Source organism: Cutibacterium nasicola, assembly GCF_052654715.2.
Genome location: NZ_CP199745.2, coordinates 73226 through 95614 on the forward strand (window position 1 = coordinate 73226; position 22389 = coordinate 95614).

The following is a 22389-nucleotide window of genomic DNA, read 5'->3' on the forward strand; positions in this document are numbered from 1 at the left end:
TTAGCCTCCGGGAGGGCTGAAGAGGTCGTCCACGTCATGTGGCTCTGACAAGGGGCGATGTCAGGTCCAAGGCATCCTTTGGGGGTGACATCACCCACGTGCGTGGCATTGGTCGTGGTCTTCCGGCCAGGAGGTATCGTTGATGAGGTCGAGGGCCACGACTGGTTCGGCATCGAGTGCCTCGGACCGGGGCCTTTCGATGGTCGCGGTGCTGGTGTCGCGGCGTACTGCGGTGGCGAACCCGCGACGAGGACCGTTGCGGTGCCCGGTGGCTTTGTTGGCCGCCGTCGTCGACTGCCCGGCGGTGTGACGGGGGAGCATGTGGAGGTCGTAGGTCGTCTTGACACCCATCCGCCACGCAGCGGTGTAGAGGTCCTCCATGTCACCGATCGATCGGGAGGCCAGGTAGATGTTGCGGCTGATGGCCTGGTCCACCCACTTCTGCGCCCTGGCGGCCACGTTGAGGCAAGCCATTGGATCCAGGGTGAAGGAGGTGCGGTACAAACGTCGCAAGGATGCCGGGATGGCCTGGATCCCGCTGGGATCTCCCTGACGACGCAGCAATTCCTCGCGCACCTTCTCCCACAGCCCGAGGTCCTTGAGGTCGGCCACCAGGTTGCGATTGACCTCGAGGAACTTCCCGGCTGAGGTGGCTCGGGAGAGCACCTGGGACAACTGCGGATCCAGGCCCGGCGTCGTGCCAGCGACCAGACCGATCGACGCCGTCGGGGCGATGGCCAGCAAGGTGGCATTGCGCATTCCTCGGCTCACCTTGGCGCGCAGCCCGTCCCAGTCCATCCTCGTCGTCCGGTCGACGTCAACGGGAATGCCACGGTCGCGCTCCAGGAGGGCGAGGGTGTCGACGGGGACCATCCCCTTCGACCAACCAGATCCTTCGAACATCGGGTAGGCCCCGCGCTCGGCGGCCAGATCGGCGGAGGCGTCGATGGCGTGCCAGCTGATGAATTCGATGACTTGGTCGACGATGTCGTAGGCATTAGGGGAGTCGTAGGGAATCCGCACCTGCTCGAGCATGTCCGTCAGCCCCATGATGCCCAGGCCGATGGCCCGGTTCTCCACGTTTGATCGCTCGGCCTGCGGCGCCGCCGAAGCGGTGATGTCGACGAGGTCGTCGAGCTGACGTATCACCAGTCGGGTGGTGGCGGCCAGGTGCTCCCAGTCGATGCGACGCTTCTTGCGCGGCCCGACGAGGTGCCCGGCAAGGTTGACCGACGCCAGGTTGCACACCGAGGTGTGGTCGCGATCTTGGGGTAGGCAGATCTCGGTGCACAGATTCGAGGCGTGGATCGTCCCGGTGTTGTTGTTCAACGCGCGGGTGTTGACGCTGTCCTTCCACGTCAGCCACGGGTGCGACGTCGTCTGCAGGCTCACCAGGATGGCCCGGAACTGTTCTCGAGCCGTGGTGCGATGGAACCTCTTGATCTTCCCGGCGTCGGCCTGTGTGACATAGTACGCATATCTCTTCGAGAACTCAGACCCGGTGAGCTCGGTGAGATCGGGGGTCTCGGCGGGGTCGAAGAGGTACCAGTCCTCGTCCTTGGCGACCCGCTTCATGAACTCGTCGGAGATCCACACCGCGGTTCCGGCGGTACGAGTGCGTCGGTACGGGTCACCGGAGTTCTGCCGCAGGTCGAGGAACTGCGGGAAGTCCATGTGCCAGTTCTCCATGTAGAAGCACAGCGCGCCGAGCTGTTTGCCTCCCCGGGAGACTGCCCGCAGCGTCGAGTCGATGGTGTGCATGAAGGGGATCGGACCGGTTGACGCAGTGGTGTCGGAGCGGATCGGTGACCCTTGGCAGCGCAGGTCCGACATCGACAGCCCAATACCTCCGGTGCCCCTGGTGATCCGCATGACGTCGCGGATCGTCCGGGCGATGTGCTCGAGGTCGTCCTCGGTGCGCATCACGAAACAGGTGGACAGCTGGGCGGACGGCGTCCCGGCGTTGGCGAGGGTGGAGTCGGCGGCAAGGTGACGTAGGTTGCTCATGGAGTCGTAGAGGGCGAGGGCGGAGGATGTGGGGTCGTCCTCGGTGAGGCTGAGACCCATCGCCACACGCATCCAGAAGTACTGGGGCACTTCCAAGGCGCGTTGGTCGGGGGTGCGCAAGAGGTAACGGTTGACCACGGTGCGCACACCAGTGAATCCGATGAGGTCGTCACGGCTGGGATCGAGGGCTGATGCGAGGACGTCAAGATCGAAGATTCGCCCCAGGCGCTCGTCAAGGCGCCCTGCTGCGACGAGTCTTCCGATCGTGCGCGGGAAACAAGCACGGTGCAGGTTGCGCACGCGTGTCGGGTCGACGTCACCCAGATCGTCGTGGGTGTTGCCAAAGACCTCCTTGTACAGCTTCTTGACGGCGATCCGGCTGGCGATGGTGTCAAAGGCAGGGTCGTCCTTGGCATTGCCCAGAGCCACCTGGATGACGGCCTCGTCAAGGGCATCGGTGGTGATGCCGTCGAAGAGTGTGATCTCCACCTCGGCCTGCAGCAGAGTCGCCCGGGCGACGGCATCATCGAGCCCGCGGGCTGAGTCGATGATGGACGCGGCGACTTCGTTGCCGTCGTAGGGAGCCAGCGATCCGTCACGTTTGCGGACGCGAATGGTTGAGATGGGGTCGGCGCTCATTGCAATTCCTCCGTGCGATGCCGTGGGCACGCGACCGGGCGGAATGCGGCAGGGACACTGGTCCCCATGAACGCTGCGATACTTCCCGCGAGATCGCGAACCGGGCCCCGCGGTTGCGGGACCACACCTGGCAGGTCTTCGGGCTCACGAGCACTTGTTGCCTACTGGCCGTCGCTTCCCATGCCGGAGCACAGTGCGTGATGACGGCGGTCGTTCTCGTACACCGCTGCGGGGCAGCTCCGGATTCACACCGGATTCCCTCTTAGCCCGTGCGAACACGGGAACCACGTGCACTTGTCACTATATGAACGCTGATCAAGGCGAGTCAACGCGAGGCCTGGAGAGCCTTGGGTGTGTGTGGCTGTCCTAGACTTGCGACGTGACGATTCCCGATGACTGGCGGATTGGTGACGCCGAGCGCGCCCGGGCATCGGACATCCTCGACGAGGCATGGACGTTGGGAAAGCTGACTCGCGACGAGCATGCGGAGAGGGTGGAGGCTGCTCTGCAGGCCCGTACCTATGGCGATCTGGGCGGGTTGCTCTCTGACCTTGGCGCGACGGTCGGGAGTGTGGCCGTCCCCGCTCATCCTGGCCACGGCGAGGCGGTGCGGATCGTCCCCGGTCCGGAGGCTGACCACATGACCTGCATCATGAGCGACACGGTCTGGGCCTCGGGACGGACGATGGCCAAACTCACCACCGTCACCGGGTTCATGGGGGATCCGTGCTTCGACCTGACCTCCATGCCGTGGGCAAGTCGTCACATCACCATTGACCTGACGATCGTCATGTGTGACGCGACTTTCCTGGTGCCCGACGGGGTGCGCATCGAGGACTCGATGTCGCGAGTGCTCGGAGACCTCACGGTTCGCGGACTCTCCCAGCCGGGGCTGGATGGCCCTGTCCTCACCTTGCGCGGGACGAGCATCCTCAGCGATGTTGACATCCACGGCCCTGGATCCAAGAAGTACGCAAGGCTCAGGAAGAAGTGGAATCGCTGACGGTCGACCGGCGACGGGATCGTCAGTCGCGTCAGCGCCACGCCCCACGGAACCTGGCCGGATGCCATGGGGCGTCCTCGTTGGGAACACCCAGCTCATGGGCGGCACGCAACGGCCAGTTGGTGTCGCGTAGAGCCGCCCGTCCCACCATGATGGCGTCGGCGCTGCCCTTCTCCAGCAGCTCCTCGGCCAGCTGTGGGGTCCAGATCATGCCGACGGTGGCTGTGGGAATATCCGCCTCGGCGCGCACCCGAGCCGCCAGGTCAGCCTGGTAGGCCGGGGCGACGGGGATGGGGGCCGACGAATTGCCTCCTGAGGAGGCGTCGAGCAGATCGACCCCGGCTTTCGCGAAGCGCCGCGACAGTTCGACGGAGTCCTTCACCTGCCAGCCGTCGTCCCGCCAGTCAGTGACCGACAGGCGCGCCAGCAAGGGCATGTCTTCAGGAATGGCCCCACGCACAGCCTTCGCGACCTCCAACGGCAGGCGAACACGTCCGTCGAAGTCACCGCCCCAACCGTCGGCGCGGGTGTTGGACAGCGGTGAGTAGAACTGGTGCAGCAGGTAACCGTGGGCGCTGTGAATCTCGACGGCGTCGAACCCAGCTTCCACGGCACGTGTCGCAGCGGTGCGGAAGTCGTCGATGACCTTCGCGATGCCGTCCTCGTCAAGGGCAGTGACGGGCAGACCGACGTACTGCTTGCCGTCAGCAGGCGCGTCAGTCGGGCCGACCGGAATCCAGCCGCCGCGCTCGGGAGGCACCACACCACCATGGAATCCCGGCCACCACTTCTCGGTGGAGGCCTTGCGACCGGCGTGGCCGAGCTGCACGGCGATCTTGCCGCCCAGCTCGTGAACGGCGTCGGTGACCGTGCGCCAGGCCGCTACCTGATCGTCATTCCACAACCCGGTGTCACAAGGGCTGATGCGACCTTCGGGATTCACTGCGGTGGCCTCGGCGACGATGAGACCGAAACCACCCACAGCGAACGAGCCGTAGTGGACGAGATGCCAGGTGCCTGGGATGCCATCCATGGAATCCACGGCGTACTGGCACATCGGCGGCAACCAGGCACGGTTGCGAATCGTCAGTCCACGAAGGGTGAGAGGCTGGAAGAGCTTCGGTGATGTCATGACTCCATGACACCACGCCGGTCAACCACGGTCCGGCTCAGAAGCTGAAATTGGGCGTCCACTCACGGACGGAGGTCACCTGGACAGCCGTCTTGGGATAGGGGTCAGCCTCAAGCAGACGGTCGAGGGCACCACGGTCAGGCACGGTGTAGATGAGGACCGCGCCGCTGCCGTCGGCCAGCGGGCCTGCGTTGACGAGTTGGCCACGCTCGCGCATCACGTCAAGATTCTCGAGGTGGGCCGGGCGCGCGGCCATGCGCTCCTCGGAATGGGCGGGGTCGTAATGGGTTTCGACGATGAACACTGCCATGGCCCAATGTTATTGGGGCCTGGACCAGGACTGAAGCATGGAACACGTCGTCGGGACCTGACGCATCATCGAGTGGCTCAAGGCCCTGGAACACCACGTCGGTGTCGGGCCTTGTCAGATGACGTTTCGAGAGGTCAGGACGGCAAACGTGCGCGGAGCCGTCCCGAGGCGGGAACGTTGGGCGCCCAAAGCTGGTGACGCCGGTTCAGTCAACGATGCATCGGCCGGTCGATGCCGCGGTGTTGGCGTTGACCCCACCACGAATGAACGTGCGAGTCTGGTTGTTCGACAGCGCATATCCGGTCTGCGGCTGGGTCGTGGACCGGGCGAAGATCGTCCCGGCAACCTTGCCGTCGGTCGTCAGCAGCGGTCCACCCGAGTTGCCCGGGCGCACCGTACCGCGCAGGGAAAGGATCTCGCGAACGACGGCGCCAGTGCCGTAGATGTTCTCGCCGCGAGCCAGCATTGACCCGCGTACCGTCACGGCCTCGAGGGTGTACGGGCCGTCGAGAGGGAATCCTGCGACGATCGTCGACTCTCCGTCGCCCACACTCGACGCCATCGTCAGGGCCGGGGCGTCGAGATCGGGAACTGCCAGTATCGCCAGGTCCGTGTCGGGGTCGTAGGAGACGACGCGGGCCCGCAGCCGGGCGCCGGCCCCGCCGACCTGCACGGTGACGTGCTCGGACCCGGCGACGACGTGGGCGTTCGTCACCACCCGGTGACGGGAACTCACCCACCCGGTGCCCTCGGATGCCCTGTCACACTGTGGCGCCCGCGACCGCACCTTGACAATGGATTGGGCTGCGCGCCGCACCCCAGGAGTGGTGACGGCGTCATCGGCAGGAGCCGATGCGGGCAGGCTGGGGGCGTCACCGGCGAAGACCCTCGGGAAGGTGTCTGCGGCCCGTCCCACCAGTCGGGCCGCGGCGTCGTTGACCCTCTCCGGGATGACGCGGTTGGTCTGAGCAATGACGGACGATTCATCGACGGCCTCGGTCCATGGCGGCGGCAGGATGGGGGAGAGGGTGGTCGCCGCCACCGTCACGACAAGGGCTGTTGCGATGACATTGAGCACCGAGCCGCCGAAGCGGTCCACGTTGCCCAGTCCAACTGAGTCGGATACGCGGCGCAGGCGTTGGGCGGTGTGGACGCAGATGGCATGGATGAGTTCGACGGCGACGACGATGATGCATATGCGTACCGCACCTGCGGTCAGCCAGGTCCAGTTCTCGTCAAAGAACTCATCAGCGACCACGCCGGAGGTCCACAGGCCGGCCCACACCCCCAGGACCAACCCGATGAGACTGGCCATTCCGACGATGGTCCCGCGTCTCCACCCGGCGACCGCACGCATGGTGAGGCCAGCCATGAGGATGACGTCGAGGATGTGCGGCATGGTTCTCCCATCGGAGGTGGATGATCGGCGAAATACAGCATCTCAATGGTGCCTTCGCAGCTGCCTTGTGCCAACGTCGAGCTCCCTGGGCGCATTTGACCTCGCGGAGTCGCTGTTGTTGGTAGCTTGACGCCATGAGTCATCATGGTGGCGAGAATGAGGGCGTGGCCTCCTGCGGCACGGATTCCGTTCACGACGATCTCGTCATCTTGCTCGACGACGATGCCAACCACGTCGGAACCGCTCCTCGGGCGACCGTCCACAGCCAACACACCCCGCGACATCTGGCCTTCTCCTGCCACGTCCTTGACGTCGGCGGGCGGGTGCTCCTGACCCGACGATCCCTGACGAAGGTGGCCTGGCCGGGAGTGTGGACGAATGCTTGCTGTGGGCATCCGCGGATCGGCGAGACGATCATCGACGCGGCGGTGCGTCGTACCCACCAAGAGCTCGGCCTCGACCTCGATCCGTGCCGGATGCGCGTCGCCCTACCTGACTTTTCCTACCGCGCCACCGACTCCAGCGGCATCGTTGAGGACGAGCTGTGCCCGGTCGTCGTTGCCCGCTTGTCCCTGCCCGAGGAATTCGTTGAGCTCAGTCCCGACCCCGACGAGGTCGAAGAGGTCATCTGGGTGGGTTGGCAGGACATGGGGCGACGTGGCGAGGACGGCGCGGGCCAGAAGAATCGGGTTGCGGGCATGACGTGAACAACACACTGCTCCGGCACACCCGTCACCGGTCATCACGGCGGCGTCAGTCTCAACCGTCCCGTTCGCGGTGAGGGCCCCACCTCGTCCGGCATTGAAGAGCGGGTGGTCCTCCATTGCCACGACGGAGGCTGTGACGGCGTCAAGGGCTGGCCCACCGGCGTCAAGAACGTGCTGGCCAGCGTCGAAAGCGTGGCGTAACAACCACCGGAACCTCTCGGCATCCTTTCCCGATCGCGGTGGAACATTGCCTGCTCCACCGTGGATGACGAGAGTGGGACGGAGCTGATCGACGACGTGACTGATCGTGCACGCAGCGTAGATGCCGAGGTGGTGTCACGGGGGGATTGAGGACTCGTCCACTGGTCTCAGACCCTGCTGTGGGAAAAACATCGATGTGTTTTCCCCAGCCACGACGGTTGTCCACAGGTATTCTGTGGACAACTCCCAGTTCGAGGCAGGTGTGGATGAGTAGCGTTACCACTGACCTTCCTAGTTGCTGGCCACGATGGTGAGGGACCTGAGCGGCCAAGGCGAGCCAGGTCGTCAGGAGGCCGTCGGCTCCTCAGCCGGGGGTTCCTGACGCGGTAGGTACATGGTGAACATGGCACCACCACTGGGGGCTCGCGACGCCTTGATCCAGCCCTGGTGGCTGGTGATGGTGTGCGCCACGATCGACAGGCCCAGGCCGGTGCCGGGGGTATTGCGGGCTCGGTCGGAGCGGTAGAACCGGTCAAAGATGTGTGGCAGATCCGCCTCGTCGATACCCGGCCCCTCGTCGCTGACGACGATGGTGTCACCTTCCATCGTGACCGTCACGGTGCTCCCGGTGGGGGAGAACTTCACCGCGTTGTCGAGCAGGTTCGTCACCGCCCTCTCGAGAGTCGCCTCGTCACCAAGTACCGGATGGGACTCCAGGTGGACGTTGAACTCTAGGTTCGGGCCGCGTCGGCGTCCCCTCTCAACTGCCTTGGACACCGCATCTGACAAGTCGAAATACTGCGGCCGCGGGGGAGGGGCGTCCTCACGTGAGAGCTGGACGAGGTCGCCGATGAGGCTGGAGAACTCACCGAGCTGAGCGGCGACGTCGTCAAGGATCTCGCTGCGGGCCTGATCGGGGAGCATGTGGCTGTTCTGGTCAGCGATGAGCAGCTCGACATTGGTGCGCATGGACGTCAGCGGGGTGCGCAGCTCGTGGGAGGCGTCAGCGATGAGCTGCTTCTGGCGTTCCCGCGAGTTCGACAGGGACGACAGCATGGCATTGAAGGAGAGGGCGAGGTCTCCCAGCTCGTCATGGGAGCGAACCGGGATGGGGCTGAGCTCGTCGGTTGCCGTCACTCGGTGGACGGCCCGGGAGAGGTCGCGTAGTGGTCGGGTGGCAGAGTCTCCGGCCACGTATCCGGCGATGGCCGTCAGCACGATGCCGACCAGGCTGGTGCCGACCAGGACGATCCACAGTGATCCCAGGGTGGCCTTGGTGCCGGTGAGGTCCTGGCCTGTGACGAGGGCGTAGTGCACCCCGTCCGAGGTGAACGGGATCGCGACAATGCGGACCGGAACTCCGTGGGAGTCCATGACGGTGCGGGCCTTGACACCCGTTCCGGTACGGGCGACGGCAAGCTCCTGGGCCCCGGTGGTGACGGTGACCTCAGCCCCAGGGGCTGTAGCTACCTGGCCGTCAGCGCGCACCAGGATGAGAGTGGTGTTCGTGGCCGCCAGAGAGCTGGCCTCCAAACCACCAAGGTTCTGAGGATCAGCGGCAACGCTCGGTGAGATGGTGGTGGCCATCCGTGTCAGTTGTTGGTCCAGCTCGCTGTACAGCGAGATGCGCGTCATGAGCCAGGCAGACAGGGAGGTCAATGCCACCGCGACGACGACCGAGATCGACACCAGGAGGCTGACCCGGCGCCCCATCGTCATGCGAAGCGGACGTGGACGCCAATCCAGCAGCCTCCGCCACCACCGACGGATCACGAATTCGCTTCCCGCAACACGTACCCGACGCCGCGCACGGTGTGGATGAGACGCGGCTCACCATCGTGCTCGGTCTTGCGGCGCAGATAGCCGATGTACACCTCGAGGGAGTTGGCGGTCGTCGGGAAGTCGAATCCCCACACCTCGTGCAGCAGCCACGAGCGTTCCAGAACCTTCTCCGGGTTCTGGAGGAAGACGGTGAGCAGGGCGAACTCGGTGCGCGTCAAGCTGATGCGGCGACCGCCGCGGGCGACCTCGCGAGTCCCTGGGTCCAGGGTGAGGTCGGCGAAGGACAGCTGCTCGGGAGGTTCAGCGGTTTCCGGCTCGGGGCGGGAACGGCGAGTCAGGGCCCGTAGACGGGCCAGCAGCTCGTCCAGGGCGAAGGGCTTGACCATGTAGTCATCAGCACCGGCATCCAGGCCATCAACACGGTCGTCAACGGCGTCGCGGGCGGTGAGGATGAGGATCGGGACGTCGTTGCCGTTGCTGCGCAGCATCCGGGTGGCCTCGAGACCGTCGAGGCGCGGCATCATGACGTCCATGATGACGGCGTCAGGGTGGCTGCCGGACAGGTGTGCAAGGGCCTCGACACCGTCACCAGCACTGTCGACCTCGTAGCCGCTGTACTGCAGGGATCGAGCGAGGGATTCCCGCACCGCGCGGTCGTCATCAACGACGAGAATGTGCATGCTCATGGCTTGACGTCCTCCGCCGTCGGCTGTGAGGCGGGGGTCTGCTCGGGTACTGACTCGGGGGCCTGGGTGGTGCCTGCGGATGCAGGTGCGTCCTCGGGGATGGCGGAGTCCTCGGAAGTCCTGGTCTCGTCATCAACAGACGTTGACGTCCGCGCGCGATGTCTCTTCTCGGCACGCTGCCGGGCCGCCTTCTCGCGTTCTTCCTTGTCGTGGGCGGCGCGGGTCGCCGCGGCCACCTTTGCCAGACCCTCGAAGCGGGGCTTGTGGGGAGCCGGAGTCGTTTCCGGGGGGACGGGGCGCTGGGAGCGGACGAGAACTCCGTTGACCTCGCGGGTGAACCATCGAACCAAGCCACGTCCCATCACCTTGGTGTGGCCGGTCGAGGCGTCGATGCGCAGGCAGGTGGCCTCGTCGACGGCAACGGCGTTGGGGAGCAGGCCGGACTCGACGCCCGAGATGATGAGGCCATCGCCGGACAGGGTGTCGTTGTGGGTGGATATGGTCAGGCTGACCAAGCCGAGGCCCTCCATGACGGTGACGTCGTCGAAGCCCTCAGCACCTGCCTGCTGGCCGACCTGGCGTCCCTGCAACTTCCAGCCCCCTGCCAGAGCGGTGACGCACGGGGCCATCGCACCGGCCGAGAAGCCCAGCCACGGAGCACCGCCGCGCACCAGCGTCGAGAGCTGCTCGGCGGCTGGTGCAAGACCGTTGATGTAACTGGGGACGGCGCCTCCGCCGACGATGATGCCGGCAACGGTGTCGAGATTGTCGGGGAGCTGGAAGGACTCGTCCTCGGCCCACACCGGGGTGGTCGGATCGCCCATCGTCGGAGCGGTACCCGGGCCATCGAGGTGGATGGTGAGGATGTTCGCGTCGACCCACCGGGAGGTGACGATGTGCGTCAGTTCGGCGGCCTCGGCGGCGGACTCGGCGGCGGACTCGGAGGCCGGACCGGTCACGACTACCGCAATCGGAGCGTCAGCATTGTGATGGCGGGCTTGGGAGACGAACTCGTCGTAGACCTCCACCAGTGAGTCGTCGTATCCTCCGCCGACCAAGAACAAACTCATGGGGACAGCCTATAGTGCAGCGTCGATGGGTCTGTGGCGACCAGCGCGATGGCGGAGAACTGATCAGACCAGTGAGCGCACCTCGTCAACGATTCCAGGCATTGCGGCCTCAATGGCATCGAGGGTGTTCTCGAACCCGTCGGTCGAACCGTACCAGGGATCCGGCAGGGAGGTGCCGGGGCTGCAGTCGGGGTCGTAGTCGCGGATGAGACGGAGGTTGTCAGCGTCGGGGACCATCTGCTTCATCATCTGGACGTGGCGCGGCTCGGCGGCGATGACGAGGTCGGCGGACATGATCTCGGACTCGTTGATCTGGTGAGCGCAGTGGCCCGAGCAGGGGTAGCCGTGGGACTTCAGGACGGACCGGGCCCGCGAGTCCATCGGACCGCCGTGCTCCTCATCGCTGACACCTGCGCTGGTGATGCGGGCGGCCAAGGCCTCGTCGGCAAAGACCTTCTTGGCAACGAATTCGGCCATCGGAGAACGACAGATGTTTCCCCAGCACACGAAGATGACGGAGGGTGTGTTCTGGTTGCTCACAGGGGTTCCTTCCATGATCGGTGGGTCCAGTCTGCCTGGTGCGGGGAGGAGTCTGCGGGGGTTTGTACTCGCGGCGAACCAGGAAATGCCAGGACATGCCTCGATTCGATGGTGTGAACGCTAGCAGCGCCATTCCTGGCAGCTCCGTGATGCTGAGCGGAGTAGGTCATATCAGCCAAATCTGCCAAAAATCGTCCCTCATGTGGTGATGGCAACGTCACCATCCTCAATTCTTGGCAGATTTGGCCGATCAGCGGGAGGTATCGGCTCTTCTTGTCTCGAATGCCAGACCAACACGTGAACCTGCAATGTCCTCGAACCATGAATTCCTGAGTGAGGTGCATCTCAACCCCGTCTTTCGAGGGTTGAACCAGTCCGCCAGAACCAGCTCACCGCGATGGTGGTCTTCGCCTTCCTGCCGACGGTGGAGACCGTCGACCGGGTACTCGTGTTGGAACACGGCCAGATCCAGGAGGACGGATCCCCGGCCGAACTCGAGGCCCAGGGCGGACGCTACGCCGAGCTCCACGAGGTCTGGCAGGAGTCGCGAAGCGGGAACACACAGCAACCCCGGCCCGGGATCTCTCCCAGACCGGGGTTGCTCAGTGCGAGGTTGTGTCGATCCGTGTCAGACGCCAGTGCTCGGCAGGCCCGGCTTGCCGGTGCTGGGGGCGTCACCGGATCCGGGCGTTCCCGAGTTGACGTCGTGGCCCGAGGTGCCAGGCTGACCCGGCTTCGGGGCCGGGATCACAGCGCCACCAGGCTGATCGCCGGACGGTACTGACAGCTTGGCGGCGAAGCGCACCGTGGTGCCGGAATCCGGGAAGGTGAAGACGATGGTGGCCTCACCGCTGACCAGGCCTTTGGCGGTCGGCACCTTGACGGTCACGGAGGACGAGCCGTCCTTGACTGGGACGGTGGCGACGTCGACGGTCTTGTCACCCTGAACGATCTGAGCCCTCATCGTCTTGTTGACGACGGAGCCCTTCGAGGTGAAGTCGACGGTGTCGGGGGCAACTGCCTTGTCAGCCGGCTTGCCAATGGTGAAGGTGGCATCCTTGGACATGCCCTCCTTGAGGGAGGTCGTCAGGGAGACGGCACGCTTGGCGAAGTCAGGTTTGAGGGTCTTCTGAGCCTTGATCCAGTCAACCCAGGCGGACAGGTCGATCTTTCCGGTGTCGACCGGCTTGGATCCCTTGGCGAGTTCGGTGAAGTTGTCACCACCGGCGATGAGGAAGGAACCGGAACCCACGGTGTAGGTGCCTTGGGGATCGATCGGCTTGCCGTTGATCCAGACGGAGGTGATGCGGTCACCTTCGTTGCGGGACTCGTCGTAGGTGTAGGTGACGTTCTTCGAGACGCCGAGCTGCAGGTACGGACGCGACGGGACCTCGCCCTTGCCATCACGCTGCCACTGCTGCTCCAGCGTCTTCTTGAACTGGGCGCCGGTGATCTTGGTGGTCATCAGCGTGTTCGCGAAGGGGAGCACCTGGGCGGCCTGCTTGTAGGTGATGTCCTTCTCGAGCAGGGAGGCGCGGGTTCCACCGGGGTTCTGCAGACCGATGAAGTTGGGGTCGTCCTTGCCGAGGGTGTCCTTGAACATGTCAGCGACCATATTGGTCATCGTCGATTCGCGGTCACGGACGTTGGCGCCGAACGTCTGGTCGGTCTCGTTCGACGGGGTGGTGATCGGAGCGGTCTCGTGCCCGATGACGGTGGCGCCTACCTGATCCGACTTGGCCTTGGCGTCCTCGTAAATTGAGGTGATCTTGGCGATGGTCGGGTCATCTGCTGGGGCCTTGGCCGGATCGATGAGCGAGGCATCGGTTGAGCAGAGCTTCTTCTGCTCGGAGTCCCAGGCCACCTTCACCTTGGCCAGGTGAGCGCCGTAGGAACCGGCCTGCAGCAGTGGGGCGCCGGCCTTGTCCTTCCACGAGTACACCTGGTGGGTGTGGCCGTTGAAGACCAGGTCGACGTCGGAGGAGGTGTCGGCGTAGATCGGGGCGAAGTTACCGCCCTGGCTGGCCGGATCGGCGGAACCGTCAGCAGCGCCCTCGTGGTACTCGGCGACGACGACGTCAGCCAGGCCCTCGCTCTTGAGACGCTTGGCCTCGGCGTTGACGGCCTTGACCGGGTCACCGATGGTGAGGTTGGAGATGCCGGCGGGGGAGACCAAGGAGGGGAGGTCATGAGTGACGGCTCCGACGATGCCGATACGGACACCATCCTTGACGATGACGGTCGACGCCTTGAGGGGAGCGGCAACCTTCTTGGTGCCCTTCTCGTAGACGTTGGCACCCAGGTAGGGGCTCTCGGTGTGCGGCATGATGCGCTCGGCGAGATCCTTCCAGCCCTTGTCGAACTCGTGGTTGCCGACGGCGTTGGCCTCGACGCCCGCAGCGTTCAGCATGGCGATGGTCGGCTCGTCGTTGAGGGAGCCGGACTCGAAGGTCGAGCCACCGACGTTGTCTCCGGCGCTCAGCAACAGAACCTTGTCAGCTCCGTTGGCATTGCGCGCCTCAACGACGGGGGTGAAGAGGTTAGCACCCGTGGCGATGCGACCGTGGAAGTCGTTGAAGTTGAAGATGTCGACGTTCTTGTCGCCGTTGCATGATGCGACCGGCGCGGCCGGGGCGCCACTTGCGCTCGGTGCGGCAGAGGCCGGGTTGGCAATGAAGCTGCCACTCATCCCGACCACACACAGCACCGACAGGCTGGTAATTCGGGCCCTGCGTCGGTGATTCATAGGTTCTCCCTGGGGTTCGTCCGAATATTCATGTGTACCCAAAGGCATACACGCCTAGCCTCGCCCATTGTTGGCCGGGCTCGCAAGGGGCCTGAGGAACTTCGTCATGAGGAATTCATCTGCCCGATACGTCGCCACGGCGTCTCGCTCATGGACATGTCCTGGTCAGACTCTCGGAAGTCCCTCGACGGGTACCCCCTCCGGCAGCTCTCCGTGGTAGCCCGGCGGCACGTAGGCGCAGGACGGATCGGAGGCCAGATAGTCCCCGGTCATGGCGTAGGCCGTCGAACGAGATCCACCACAGAAGTGGTTGAAGTTGCAGGCTCCGCACTTGCCGGAGAACCCGTTCGGGTTGCGAAGTCCCTGGAACACCGGGGAGGTCCGGTAGATCTCGGGGAAGGGCTTCTCCTTGATCGACCCGCAGTGGATCGGCAGGAATCCCGACGGGTACACGTCGCCGGTGTGGTCGATGAACGCGAATCCGGACCCGGAGTTGATGGCCAGTGGAGTACGCGGGGGGCGTGGGTCCTCGATGACGTCGCCGAGCAGCTCGTTGGTCTCGCGGGTCAGCCACTCGTAGAGCTCGCCGTGGCGAACCGGTCGCTCCTTGCCCTGACGGACAGCCTCGCGCTGGAAGGCGATGCGTCGATACTGAGGCGCCTCGGTCGTCTTGATGGCGATGCGCGTGGAGTTGTCGTGCAGCCAGTACAGGACGTCCTCACGCTCCAGCGGTGACAGCATGTCGAGCTGGGCGCCGCGTCCGGTCGGAACGAGCATGAACGTGTAGAACATGAACGCACCGAGGTCGATGGCGTTCTTGAGCATCTGCGGTGCTTCGTGGATGTTCTTGGCGGTGAACACCGTGTTGAGCTGGAAGCGCATGCCGAGGTCGTTGAGCATGTGGCAGGCCTCGACGGTGCGCTCGAAGGTTCCCGGGAAACCGCGGAAGGCGTCGTGGGTGGCAGGGGAGCCGCCGTCGAGGGACATCGACATCATCGAGACGCCGGCATCCTGCACGGTCTTGACCCGGTCACGCGTGAACAGTGGGGTCACCGAGGGTGAGATTGACACGTGCAGGCCCTTGCTGACGCCGTACTCGATGAGGTCGACGAGGTCGGGACGCTCGAAGCAGTCACCACCGGTGAGGATGAGCATCGGGTAGGGACGCTCGTAGCTCGTCAGCTGGTCGATGAGTTCGTGGCCCTGGGCGTTCGTCAACTGGCCGGGGGCGGCGTGGTGCTGGGCCTCGGCGCGGCAGTGCTGGCAGACCAGGGCGCAGGCGCGGGTGACCTCCCAGATGACGATGAAGGGCTTGTCGTTGAGGTCGTGCTTGATCTCGCGGACGAGCGGGCCGTGGCCGGGATGTCCACCTGGGTGGCCACCGGGATGCCCGGCAGGATGACCCGCGGACGCACCCGGATGTCCGGGCTGCACTGGCCGCTCGGGTTGATCAGTGGTAGTGGTCACTTCTCCTCCTCCTTCGAGGTGATCTGACGGGCAAGACGTCGGCCGGCGACGATGGCGGTGCCGACTCCGGCACCGTCGATCCCGGCCCCGCCGACGTGGAGTCCGGTGTCGTCAAGGACGGTGGCGAGCGTGGCCATGCGCTCCCGGTGGCCAGGGGCTGGCTGCGGCATGGCGCCACGGTGACGCTCGATGACGTGGTCGTGAGGGTGAACACTCAATCCTAGACGCTCCAGTTCAGCCATGGTCATGGTGACGAGGTCGTCGTCGGAGAGGTCGTCGATGGGGGTTCCACCGTGACGCCCCATGGCGATCCGGAGAGTGGGCTCGGAGAGATGCCACTTCGTCGAGAGATTCGTCACCTGGCGTACCAACGGGGACCATTCCGAGCCGATGAACCACGTCTGAGCCGTGGCGATCGGGTGATCCACCTGGTCAGTTCGCACCACGAGCGTGGCAACCGTGGTGCTCTCACACCGGGACAGCAACTCCGAGGCATCGGGGTGTGCGGTGGACAGCAGAGCTGCAGCGACCCTGGCGGGCGTGGCGATGATGACGTCGTCGGCGGCAACTGATCCGATTCCTCGCGGTCCTGTGACGGTGACGACCCATTCATGGCCAACCTGCCGGATTCCCGTGGCACGGGTGTTCGTGTGCACGGTGAGGTCCCCAGCCAGCGCCTCCGGCAGCGTCACCAAACCGCGTTCCCATGTCGCGGTGGCAGGGGTGCGGGGTCCGGAGGGCTGAGGACGATGACGAATGCGCGACCATGTTGCGACCGCATTGCGTTTGAGGGTCCCCGTGACGAGGGACTCACCCTTCCTGACGGTCTGCCTCAAGGCCGGAGCCGCGACCGCGAGGGAGAAGTCGTCGACGTCGGCGGCGTGAATGCCACCCAGCAGGGGATCGACGACGGCTCGGCCGACCTCGTCACCAAATCGTTCCGCGATGAACTGGCCGACGCTGACGTCGTCAGGGTGTGGGCGGGAGGTGAAGGGCTCCAGGCCGGCTCGCAGCAGGCCGATGGGAGAGAGGATCCGCGAGGTGATCGTCGGTAGGAGTTTCGTGGGGCCGACCGGCGTCACTCCGGCCGGCATCTCCACGACCCCGCGTCGGCTCGACAACAAGGTGCCTCCGGGGGCGGGATGACGCGTCGAGTCCGTCAGCCCCAGTTCCGACACCAGATCGGAGACGCCTGGGGCACGCAGCGGTACGGCCTCGGCTCCCATCTCGACCATGTCGGCCCCAAACCGACGGGAACTGACCTGTCCGCCGACACTCGGTCCTGCTTCCAGGACGACGACTCGGCAACCGTGGCTCCGCAGCTGGTGTGCGGCTGCCAGACCGGTCATCCCGGCACCGATGATCGCCACTGTTTTGCTCACCAGTTGAGAGTACGCAAGAGCTTGTGAGGGCCGATGGCCGGGGTCGAAACCGTGGACACAACCTACGGAACGGTAACCTCATACTTGTTGGCTCCCTACGGAACGGTAAGTTCTGTTTGGAACTGGGCTAGTCGGCGTTCAGAATGAAGCACGGAACACTCGACCAGGAGGAAGATGTGACCGAGAACATCAGTGCCGACGAAGGCGATGCGGACCCATTCGTCCCGCCGGCAACACACCATCCCGTCAGTCGTCCGGATCCTGCAATGGTGCGGATCCTCGACGACCAGGGACGCCTCACCCCCCACCCTGATTTCCCCGTCGAGTTGAGCGACGAGGACCTCGTCAAGGCCCTCGAGATGATGGTCATGACCCGGCGTCTCGACGTCGAAGGTACCGCCCTGCAGCGTCACGGAGAGCTCAGCCTGTGGCCCCCGCACATGGGCCAGGAGGCCACCCAGGCGGGTGCGTGGCTGGCGCTGGGTGACGAGGACCAGGTCTTCCCGACCTACCGCGAGCAGGGCCTGGCTCATGCGATGGGGGTCAGCATCGCAGACATCCTCGACTCGTGGAGTGGCAAGGCGCACTGCGCCTGGGACACCGTCGCCACACACTTCAGCGCCTACCCGGTGATGATCGGGTCGGGCACCCTGCACGCCGTCGGGTACGCCATGGGTATTCAGCGCGACGTTGAGTCCGGAAGCGCTCGGGCTGCCGTGTTGGACTTCCACGGTGACGGGGCGATGAGCGAAGGGGACACGAACGAGGCTTACGTGTTCGCGGCCTCGATGAACGCTCCTGTGGTCTTCGTGTGTGTCAACAACCAATGGGCCATCTCGGAGCCGACAACGGTGCAGTCCCCGACGTCCCTGTTCCGCCGCGCGATCGGCTTTGGCATTCCGGCGGTGCAGGTGGACGGGAACGACGTCGTCGCCATGACGGCCGTGCTGCGATCGGCCCTCGACCATGCCCGCAGTGGAAAGGGGCCAGTATTCGTCGAGGCGTGGACCTACCGCATGGGTGCTCACACCACCACCGATGACCCCACCCGCTATCGCACCGCGGAAGAGGAGTCGACGTGGGGTAAGGCCGACCCCATCGTCAGGCTGCAGACCTACCTGCAGGATCGTGGGGTCATCGACCAGGAATGGCTTGACGGTCTGGCTGAGCGCGAAGAGGCCTTCGGGGCCGAGGTTCGCGCCGCTGTCCACGAGAACCCCGCGCCCGTCATGGCCGAGCTCATGTCGGACGTCTACACCGAGCCGACCCCCGACGTCCTGGCCGACGCCGAGGAGATCGCCTCGTGGGAGGAGGACAACTGATGAGCGACAACGGTGCACGTCCACAGGGGGAGACCACCCTGGCCAAGGCCCTCAACGCGAGCCTGGCTGACGCCCTCGCCGCCGATGATCACGTGGTGATCATGGGGGAGGACGTCGGAACCCTGGGCGGCGTCTTCCGCATCACCGACGGCCTCAAGACCCAGTTCGGCGGCCGTCGGGTCATCGACTCCCCGCTGGCGGAGTCGGGCATCGTCGGAACCGCCATCGGCATGGCCATGCGTGGGTACCGTCCCTGCGTCGAGCTGCAGTTCGACGGCTTCAACGCCCCTGCCTTCGACCAGATCGTCTCCCAGCTGGCCAGGTATCGCGCCCGCGTGGGCGGACGGTGGTCCCTGCCGGTGACGATCCGCATCCCGTTCGGCGGTGGTGTCGGCTCTCCGGAACACCATTCGGAGTCCCCGGAGGGGTTCTACGCGAACACCCCAGGCCTCAAGGTGGTCAGCTGCTCGAACCCTGACGACGCCTACTGGATGCTGCGTCAATCCATCGAGAGCCCCGACCCGGTGATCTTCTTCGAGCCGAAGCGTCGCTACTACACCCGCGGCGAGGTCTCCGAGACCCCTGAACTCGGCCTTCACGAGGCGCGTATCGTCCGTACCGGTGCCGACGCCACCCTGCTGTGCTTCGGGCCCCTCGTAGAGACCTGCCTGGACGCTGCCGAGGAAGCTGCCCAGGAGGGACGCCAGCTCGAGGTTGTCGATCTGCGCAGCCTCTCCCCGCTTGACATGCAGACCGTCTATGAGTCGGTGCGGCGCACGACGAGGGCGATTGTCGTCCAGGAGGCACCGCGCACCCAGGGCATTGGCGCGGAGATGGCGGCACGCCTGGGCGAGGAGCTCTACTACGTCATGGAGGCCCCGGTTCTGCGTGTGACCGGGTGGTCGACCCCGTACCCGCCAGCCAAGGCCGAGGGTGAGCACATCCCCGACGTCGACCGAATCCTCGACGCCGTCGACCGCTCCCTGGCCTACTGACCACCGTCCGTCCGACATCGATCACGAGGTATTCACGTGAAGAACTACTGCATGCCCGACCCAGGCGAAGGGCTCACCGAGGGAGAGGTCGTCTCCTGGCGGGTGTCTCCCGGTGACACCGTCAAGATCAACGACGTGCTGTGCGAGGTCGAGACGGCCAAGTCGATCGTCGAACTCCCCAGCCCTTTCGCCGGGACCGTGGCGAAGCTGTGTGCCGAGCCCGGCGAGACGGTGGCTGTGGGAGAGCCACTGGTGACCATTGACGACGGTTCCGACGACCAACCCGAGGAGGAGCCGGAGTTCCTCGTCGGTCACCTGACCGCGGAGTCCGGACGTCGACGCCGTCGTCGCAGGGGAGCCGCGGTGTCGGCTGAAAGGGCACCCGAGAAGCCCCCCCAGACGCCGACCCTCAAGACCGGTCCAGAGACTGATGTCGAGCCCGTTCCCGAACCTGTGCAGCCGACACAGCCCAGGCGCCAGGATCCGCCGCGCATGGACCGCGCCGGGCATGTCCTCGCCAAGCCCCCGGCTCGACGTCTGGCTGCCGACCTCGGCATCGACCTCTCGACGGTGACGGGCACCGGCCCGCAGGGGGCGGTGACGAGGAGCGACGTCAAGGCGGCAGCGGAGGCCGGTCGTCAAGCCGCGCCTGAACCACCTGTCGTCGGTGCCTCTGCTGGCGACGCTGAGTTCGCGACCCTGTCGGTGATGTCTCGTCGTCTCCTCGGCGGTGCCCCGACCGAGCCTGACGGCCACACTCGCAGGGTCCCGGTGCGCGGCGTCCGCAAGGTGACTGCCAAGGCGATGAAGGATTCCCTGGACACCAAGGCCCTCGTGACGGCCTTCCTCACCTGCGACGTCACCCCGACGATGGACCTCGTCGCCCGGCTGCGCGCCGACCGTAAGTTCAAGGGACTGCGCGTCTCCCCGCTGACCGTCTGGTGCAAGGCGGTGTGCCTGGCGATGGGACGCACCCCGGTCGTCAACGCCCGCTGGGACGACGCCGCCGACCAGATCGTCTTCCGCGACCAGATCAACCTCGGCATCGCCGCGGCCACCCCGCGCGGCCTCATGGTGCCCGTGGTGCGCAACGCCCAGGACATGACGATGCTCGAGCTGGCCGAGGAGATCACCCGCATCGTCGCCATCGCCAAGGAGGGCAAGCTCCAGCCCACCGACTACACCGACGGCACCTTCTCGATCACCAATGTTGGGGTGTTTGGCCTTGACGCAGGGACTCCGGTCGTCAACCGCACCGAATCGGCGATCCTCGTTCTCGGGACGATCGCTCGACGTCCGTGGGTCGTCGGGACCGGTGATGACGAGGATGTCGTGCCCAGGTGGGTGACGACGATGAGCCTCGGCTTCGACCATCGCCTCATTGACGGCGAGGAGGGCTCGACCTTCCTCCATGACGTTGCGGAGATTCTCTCGGACCCGGCCTCGGCAATGCTGTACTGATCGACCTTGGCCGCTGGTCGAGGATGCCAGTGCGGTGTTTTCACCGCGGACGAGGTTGTTTTTCGGGCGTGATCGTCTCGCGCCGTGGCGCCGGTTGTGTGCATCGCTGTGGTCGGAATACCGGTCCTTGTCAACGAGAATCTCTTTGCCAACACCGGGTATGGCTCGGTGGCCTTCGCGTGGTCCATGGACATGGCAGAGCCGAGTGGCAACCACACCGCCACGGCCTCGGCCGTGACCATGCGCACCATCTTCTTTTGCATCGTCTTCGTCTCGTGCATCCTGGCTGCCAGCCGTTGGTCCACGGTTCGCTCCGGCGGTTTTACGTGGCGTCGGGTGGTGCCATGTGTGGCCCTGGTCGCCCCACCGCTCATCATCGCTGCCCTGGGGGTCGTCATGCCAGTGCCGTTGTTCCGCGATGCGCCACTGGCCTTCGAGTGTTCGTCACACGAAGACGTACGGGTGTGCGTCATGCCGGCACATCGCAGTCTCGCCTTGTCCTACGCGCAACCCGTTCAGCGCGTCGTGTCCGTCATGCCGCCTACGGCGGTACCGCACGACGTCCTACTTGCTGAGCCTGAATACCACGCACGCAGCAAGCAGTTCGTCATGGATCTCGGACATGCGACCGTATATGATTCTGCGCAACAATTATCGGATATGACGGCTCAGGGTCTGGCTCAGTCTTTTTCCGGTCAAGACGCATGTACTTTCTCTACAGAGATGACACCCCAGCAGATCGAGGCCTTCGACGGCGTTAATTCCGTGGAACGCACCATTCTTCGGCTGGCTGGATTTCAGTATGATGATGCGCCAAGTTCGGAACGAAATGACCTTGACGGCATGGATGTCACCGCATTTCGCCAGTGGTACACGCACCATCGTCAGGCGATCGAGGGGTGTTCGTTGACCTCCAGCGATCTGCACCGATGATGAGCATGGTGACTTTCCTGAAAGGGCGCCATGCCGTAGCCCTTGTTGCCGTGCCGGTTGCGGCCGTTGTCGTGGCCTTTTTCCTGTGGAAGACGCGTCTGTTGGTGGCATCGGGGGACGTGTGGGATCGCCCTGTGACAGGTCTCGAGCTGACCAGTCTGGTCGGTTGCGTCATCATCATGTGGTGCGTCTCGTCGGGCATGGGGTGGGTCGAGAGAGCTTCGATTCGCTCCCGGGCAATTGGGTATGGGTCAATGGGGCTGTGGATATGCCTGTGCGCCGCTGCCCTTCCACTGCTCACGGGGTGGATACTGCGGTCGCTTCCCGTCGAATTAATACCCGATGGTGATTCCGTGTTAGTACCGGAAATGACCGCGCGGTTTCAGCGGACGTGGTCTCCATTCATCGGGCTCTCGGTCACCTGCCTGTTGTGCACCGGTGTCGCATTGTTTGCCACGGGGGTGCTGTCGCGCAAAAGTGGGCCATTGTGCGGCCCTCTTGCCTACCTGATCATGGTCGTCGCGCAGTCAAACACCTTCCTGCGATTTCTTCCCGGCGGCTATCTAGGTGTAACCACCACACAGGTTAGGTACATCGGGCTGGTCAG

The 22389-nt window shown here is 65.0% G+C and carries 16 protein-coding genes, 3 pseudogenes and 1 riboswitch; of the genes and pseudogenes, 7 read left to right on the top strand and 12 right to left on the bottom strand.

What is annotated here, in order from left to right:
- Positions 1 to 90 precede the first annotated feature (90 nt).
- Positions 91 to 2646: a ribonucleoside-diphosphate reductase subunit alpha gene (locus tag ACUCCZ_RS00325; protein WP_435917418.1), complete on the bottom strand. Its 2556-nt coding sequence runs from the start codon at positions 2644 to 2646 to the stop codon at positions 91 to 93.
- 112 nt (positions 2647 to 2758) lie between these two features.
- Positions 2759 to 2950: riboswitch (cobalamin riboswitch) on the bottom strand.
- A 75-nt stretch (positions 2951 to 3025) separates the two neighbouring features.
- Between ACUCCZ_RS00325 and ACUCCZ_RS00330 the strand changes: the two genes are divergently transcribed.
- Positions 3026 to 3649 carry a DUF1707 SHOCT-like domain-containing protein gene (locus tag ACUCCZ_RS00330; RefSeq protein ID WP_435917417.1) on the top strand — a complete coding sequence of 208 codons (624 nt, stop codon included), beginning with the start codon at positions 3026 to 3028 and terminating at the stop codon, positions 3647 to 3649.
- A 31-nt stretch (positions 3650 to 3680) separates the two neighbouring features.
- On the opposite strand, the gene ACUCCZ_RS00335 is transcribed toward ACUCCZ_RS00330, so the two are convergent.
- From ACUCCZ_RS00335 to ACUCCZ_RS00345, 3 genes are all read right to left on the bottom strand, one after another.
- Positions 3681 to 4781 carry an NADH:flavin oxidoreductase/NADH oxidase gene (locus tag ACUCCZ_RS00335; protein ID WP_435917416.1) on the bottom strand — a complete coding sequence of 367 codons (1101 nt, stop codon included), beginning with the start codon at positions 4779 to 4781 and terminating at the stop codon, positions 3681 to 3683.
- Between the two features lie 37 nt (positions 4782 to 4818).
- Positions 4819 to 5091 (bottom strand): YciI family protein, encoded by a 273-nt coding sequence (locus tag ACUCCZ_RS00340; RefSeq protein WP_435917415.1) that lies wholly within the window; start codon positions 5089 to 5091, stop codon positions 4819 to 4821.
- Between the two features lie 205 nt (positions 5092 to 5296).
- Complete coding sequence (locus ACUCCZ_RS00345) at positions 5297 to 6490, bottom strand: MarP family serine protease (protein WP_435917414.1); 1194 nt, start codon at positions 6488 to 6490, stop codon at positions 5297 to 5299.
- Between the two features lie 134 nt (positions 6491 to 6624).
- On the opposite strand from ACUCCZ_RS00345, the gene idi reads away from it, so the two are divergent.
- Positions 6625 to 7197, top strand: coding sequence for an isopentenyl-diphosphate Delta-isomerase (gene idi, locus ACUCCZ_RS00350; protein ID WP_435917413.1), 573 nt, complete (start codon positions 6625 to 6627; stop codon positions 7195 to 7197).
- Here the strand turns inward: idi and ACUCCZ_RS00355 are convergent.
- The 8 genes and pseudogenes from ACUCCZ_RS00355 to hemG all read right to left on the bottom strand — a co-directional run.
- Positions 7192 to 7521: pseudogene (locus ACUCCZ_RS00355) on the bottom strand (isoaspartyl peptidase/L-asparaginase); the annotation flags it as partial. The gene idi and the pseudogene ACUCCZ_RS00355 overlap by 6 nt on opposite strands.
- Positions 7522 to 7743: 222 nt before the next feature.
- Complete coding sequence (locus ACUCCZ_RS00360; protein ID WP_435917682.1) at positions 7744 to 9117, bottom strand: HAMP domain-containing sensor histidine kinase; 1374 nt, start codon at positions 9115 to 9117, stop codon at positions 7744 to 7746.
- A 50-nt stretch (positions 9118 to 9167) separates the two neighbouring features.
- Positions 9168 to 9860, bottom strand: coding sequence for a response regulator transcription factor (locus tag ACUCCZ_RS00365; protein WP_435917680.1), 693 nt, complete (start codon positions 9858 to 9860; stop codon positions 9168 to 9170).
- Positions 9861 to 9862: 2 nt separating this feature from the next.
- The gene (locus tag ACUCCZ_RS00370) at positions 9863 to 10936 is read right to left on the bottom strand and encodes a type 1 glutamine amidotransferase family protein (protein ID WP_435917412.1); all 1074 of its coding nucleotides are present in this window, start codon (positions 10934 to 10936) and stop codon (positions 9863 to 9865) included.
- 63 nt (positions 10937 to 10999) lie between these two features.
- The gene (locus ACUCCZ_RS00375; RefSeq protein WP_445439686.1) at positions 11000 to 11476 is read right to left on the bottom strand and encodes a low molecular weight protein-tyrosine-phosphatase; all 477 of its coding nucleotides are present in this window, start codon (positions 11474 to 11476) and stop codon (positions 11000 to 11002) included.
- A gap of 628 nt (positions 11477 to 12104) precedes the next feature.
- Positions 12105 to 14222 (bottom strand): bifunctional metallophosphatase/5'-nucleotidase, encoded by a 2118-nt coding sequence (locus ACUCCZ_RS00380; protein ID WP_435917411.1) that lies wholly within the window; start codon positions 14220 to 14222, stop codon positions 12105 to 12107.
- Between the two features lie 165 nt (positions 14223 to 14387).
- Complete coding sequence (locus ACUCCZ_RS00385) at positions 14388 to 15689, bottom strand: TIGR04053 family radical SAM/SPASM domain-containing protein (RefSeq protein WP_435917410.1); 1302 nt, start codon at positions 15687 to 15689, stop codon at positions 14388 to 14390.
- A complete protein-coding gene (gene hemG, locus ACUCCZ_RS00390) occupies positions 15686 to 17038 on the bottom strand; it encodes a protoporphyrinogen oxidase (protein WP_435917676.1) in 1353 nt (450 codons plus the stop codon). The genes ACUCCZ_RS00385 and hemG overlap by 4 nt, the downstream gene beginning before the upstream one ends.
- Positions 17039 to 17337: 299 nt before the next feature.
- Here hemG and ACUCCZ_RS00395 point away from each other — a divergent pair, with 299 nt between their 5' ends.
- The 5 genes and pseudogenes from ACUCCZ_RS00395 to ACUCCZ_RS00415 all read left to right on the top strand — a co-directional run.
- Positions 17338 to 18393: a thiamine pyrophosphate-dependent dehydrogenase E1 component subunit alpha gene (locus tag ACUCCZ_RS00395; protein ID WP_435917674.1), complete on the top strand. Its 1056-nt coding sequence runs from the start codon at positions 17338 to 17340 to the stop codon at positions 18391 to 18393.
- Positions 18393 to 19388 (top strand): alpha-ketoacid dehydrogenase subunit beta, encoded by a 996-nt coding sequence (locus tag ACUCCZ_RS00400; protein WP_435917409.1) that lies wholly within the window; start codon positions 18393 to 18395, stop codon positions 19386 to 19388. The genes ACUCCZ_RS00395 and ACUCCZ_RS00400 overlap by 1 nt, the downstream gene beginning before the upstream one ends.
- A 51-nt stretch (positions 19389 to 19439) precedes the next feature.
- A complete protein-coding gene (locus ACUCCZ_RS00405; RefSeq protein ID WP_435917673.1) occupies positions 19440 to 20849 on the top strand; it encodes a dihydrolipoamide acetyltransferase family protein in 1410 nt (469 codons plus the stop codon).
- Between the two features lie 84 nt (positions 20850 to 20933).
- A pseudogene (locus tag ACUCCZ_RS00410) lies at positions 20934 to 21782 on the top strand (ABC transporter permease); the annotation flags it as partial.
- Positions 21779 to 22357: pseudogene (locus ACUCCZ_RS00415) on the top strand (hypothetical protein); the annotation flags it as partial. The pseudogenes ACUCCZ_RS00410 and ACUCCZ_RS00415, both read left to right, overlap by 4 nt.
- Positions 22358 to 22389: the final 32 nt, after the last annotated feature.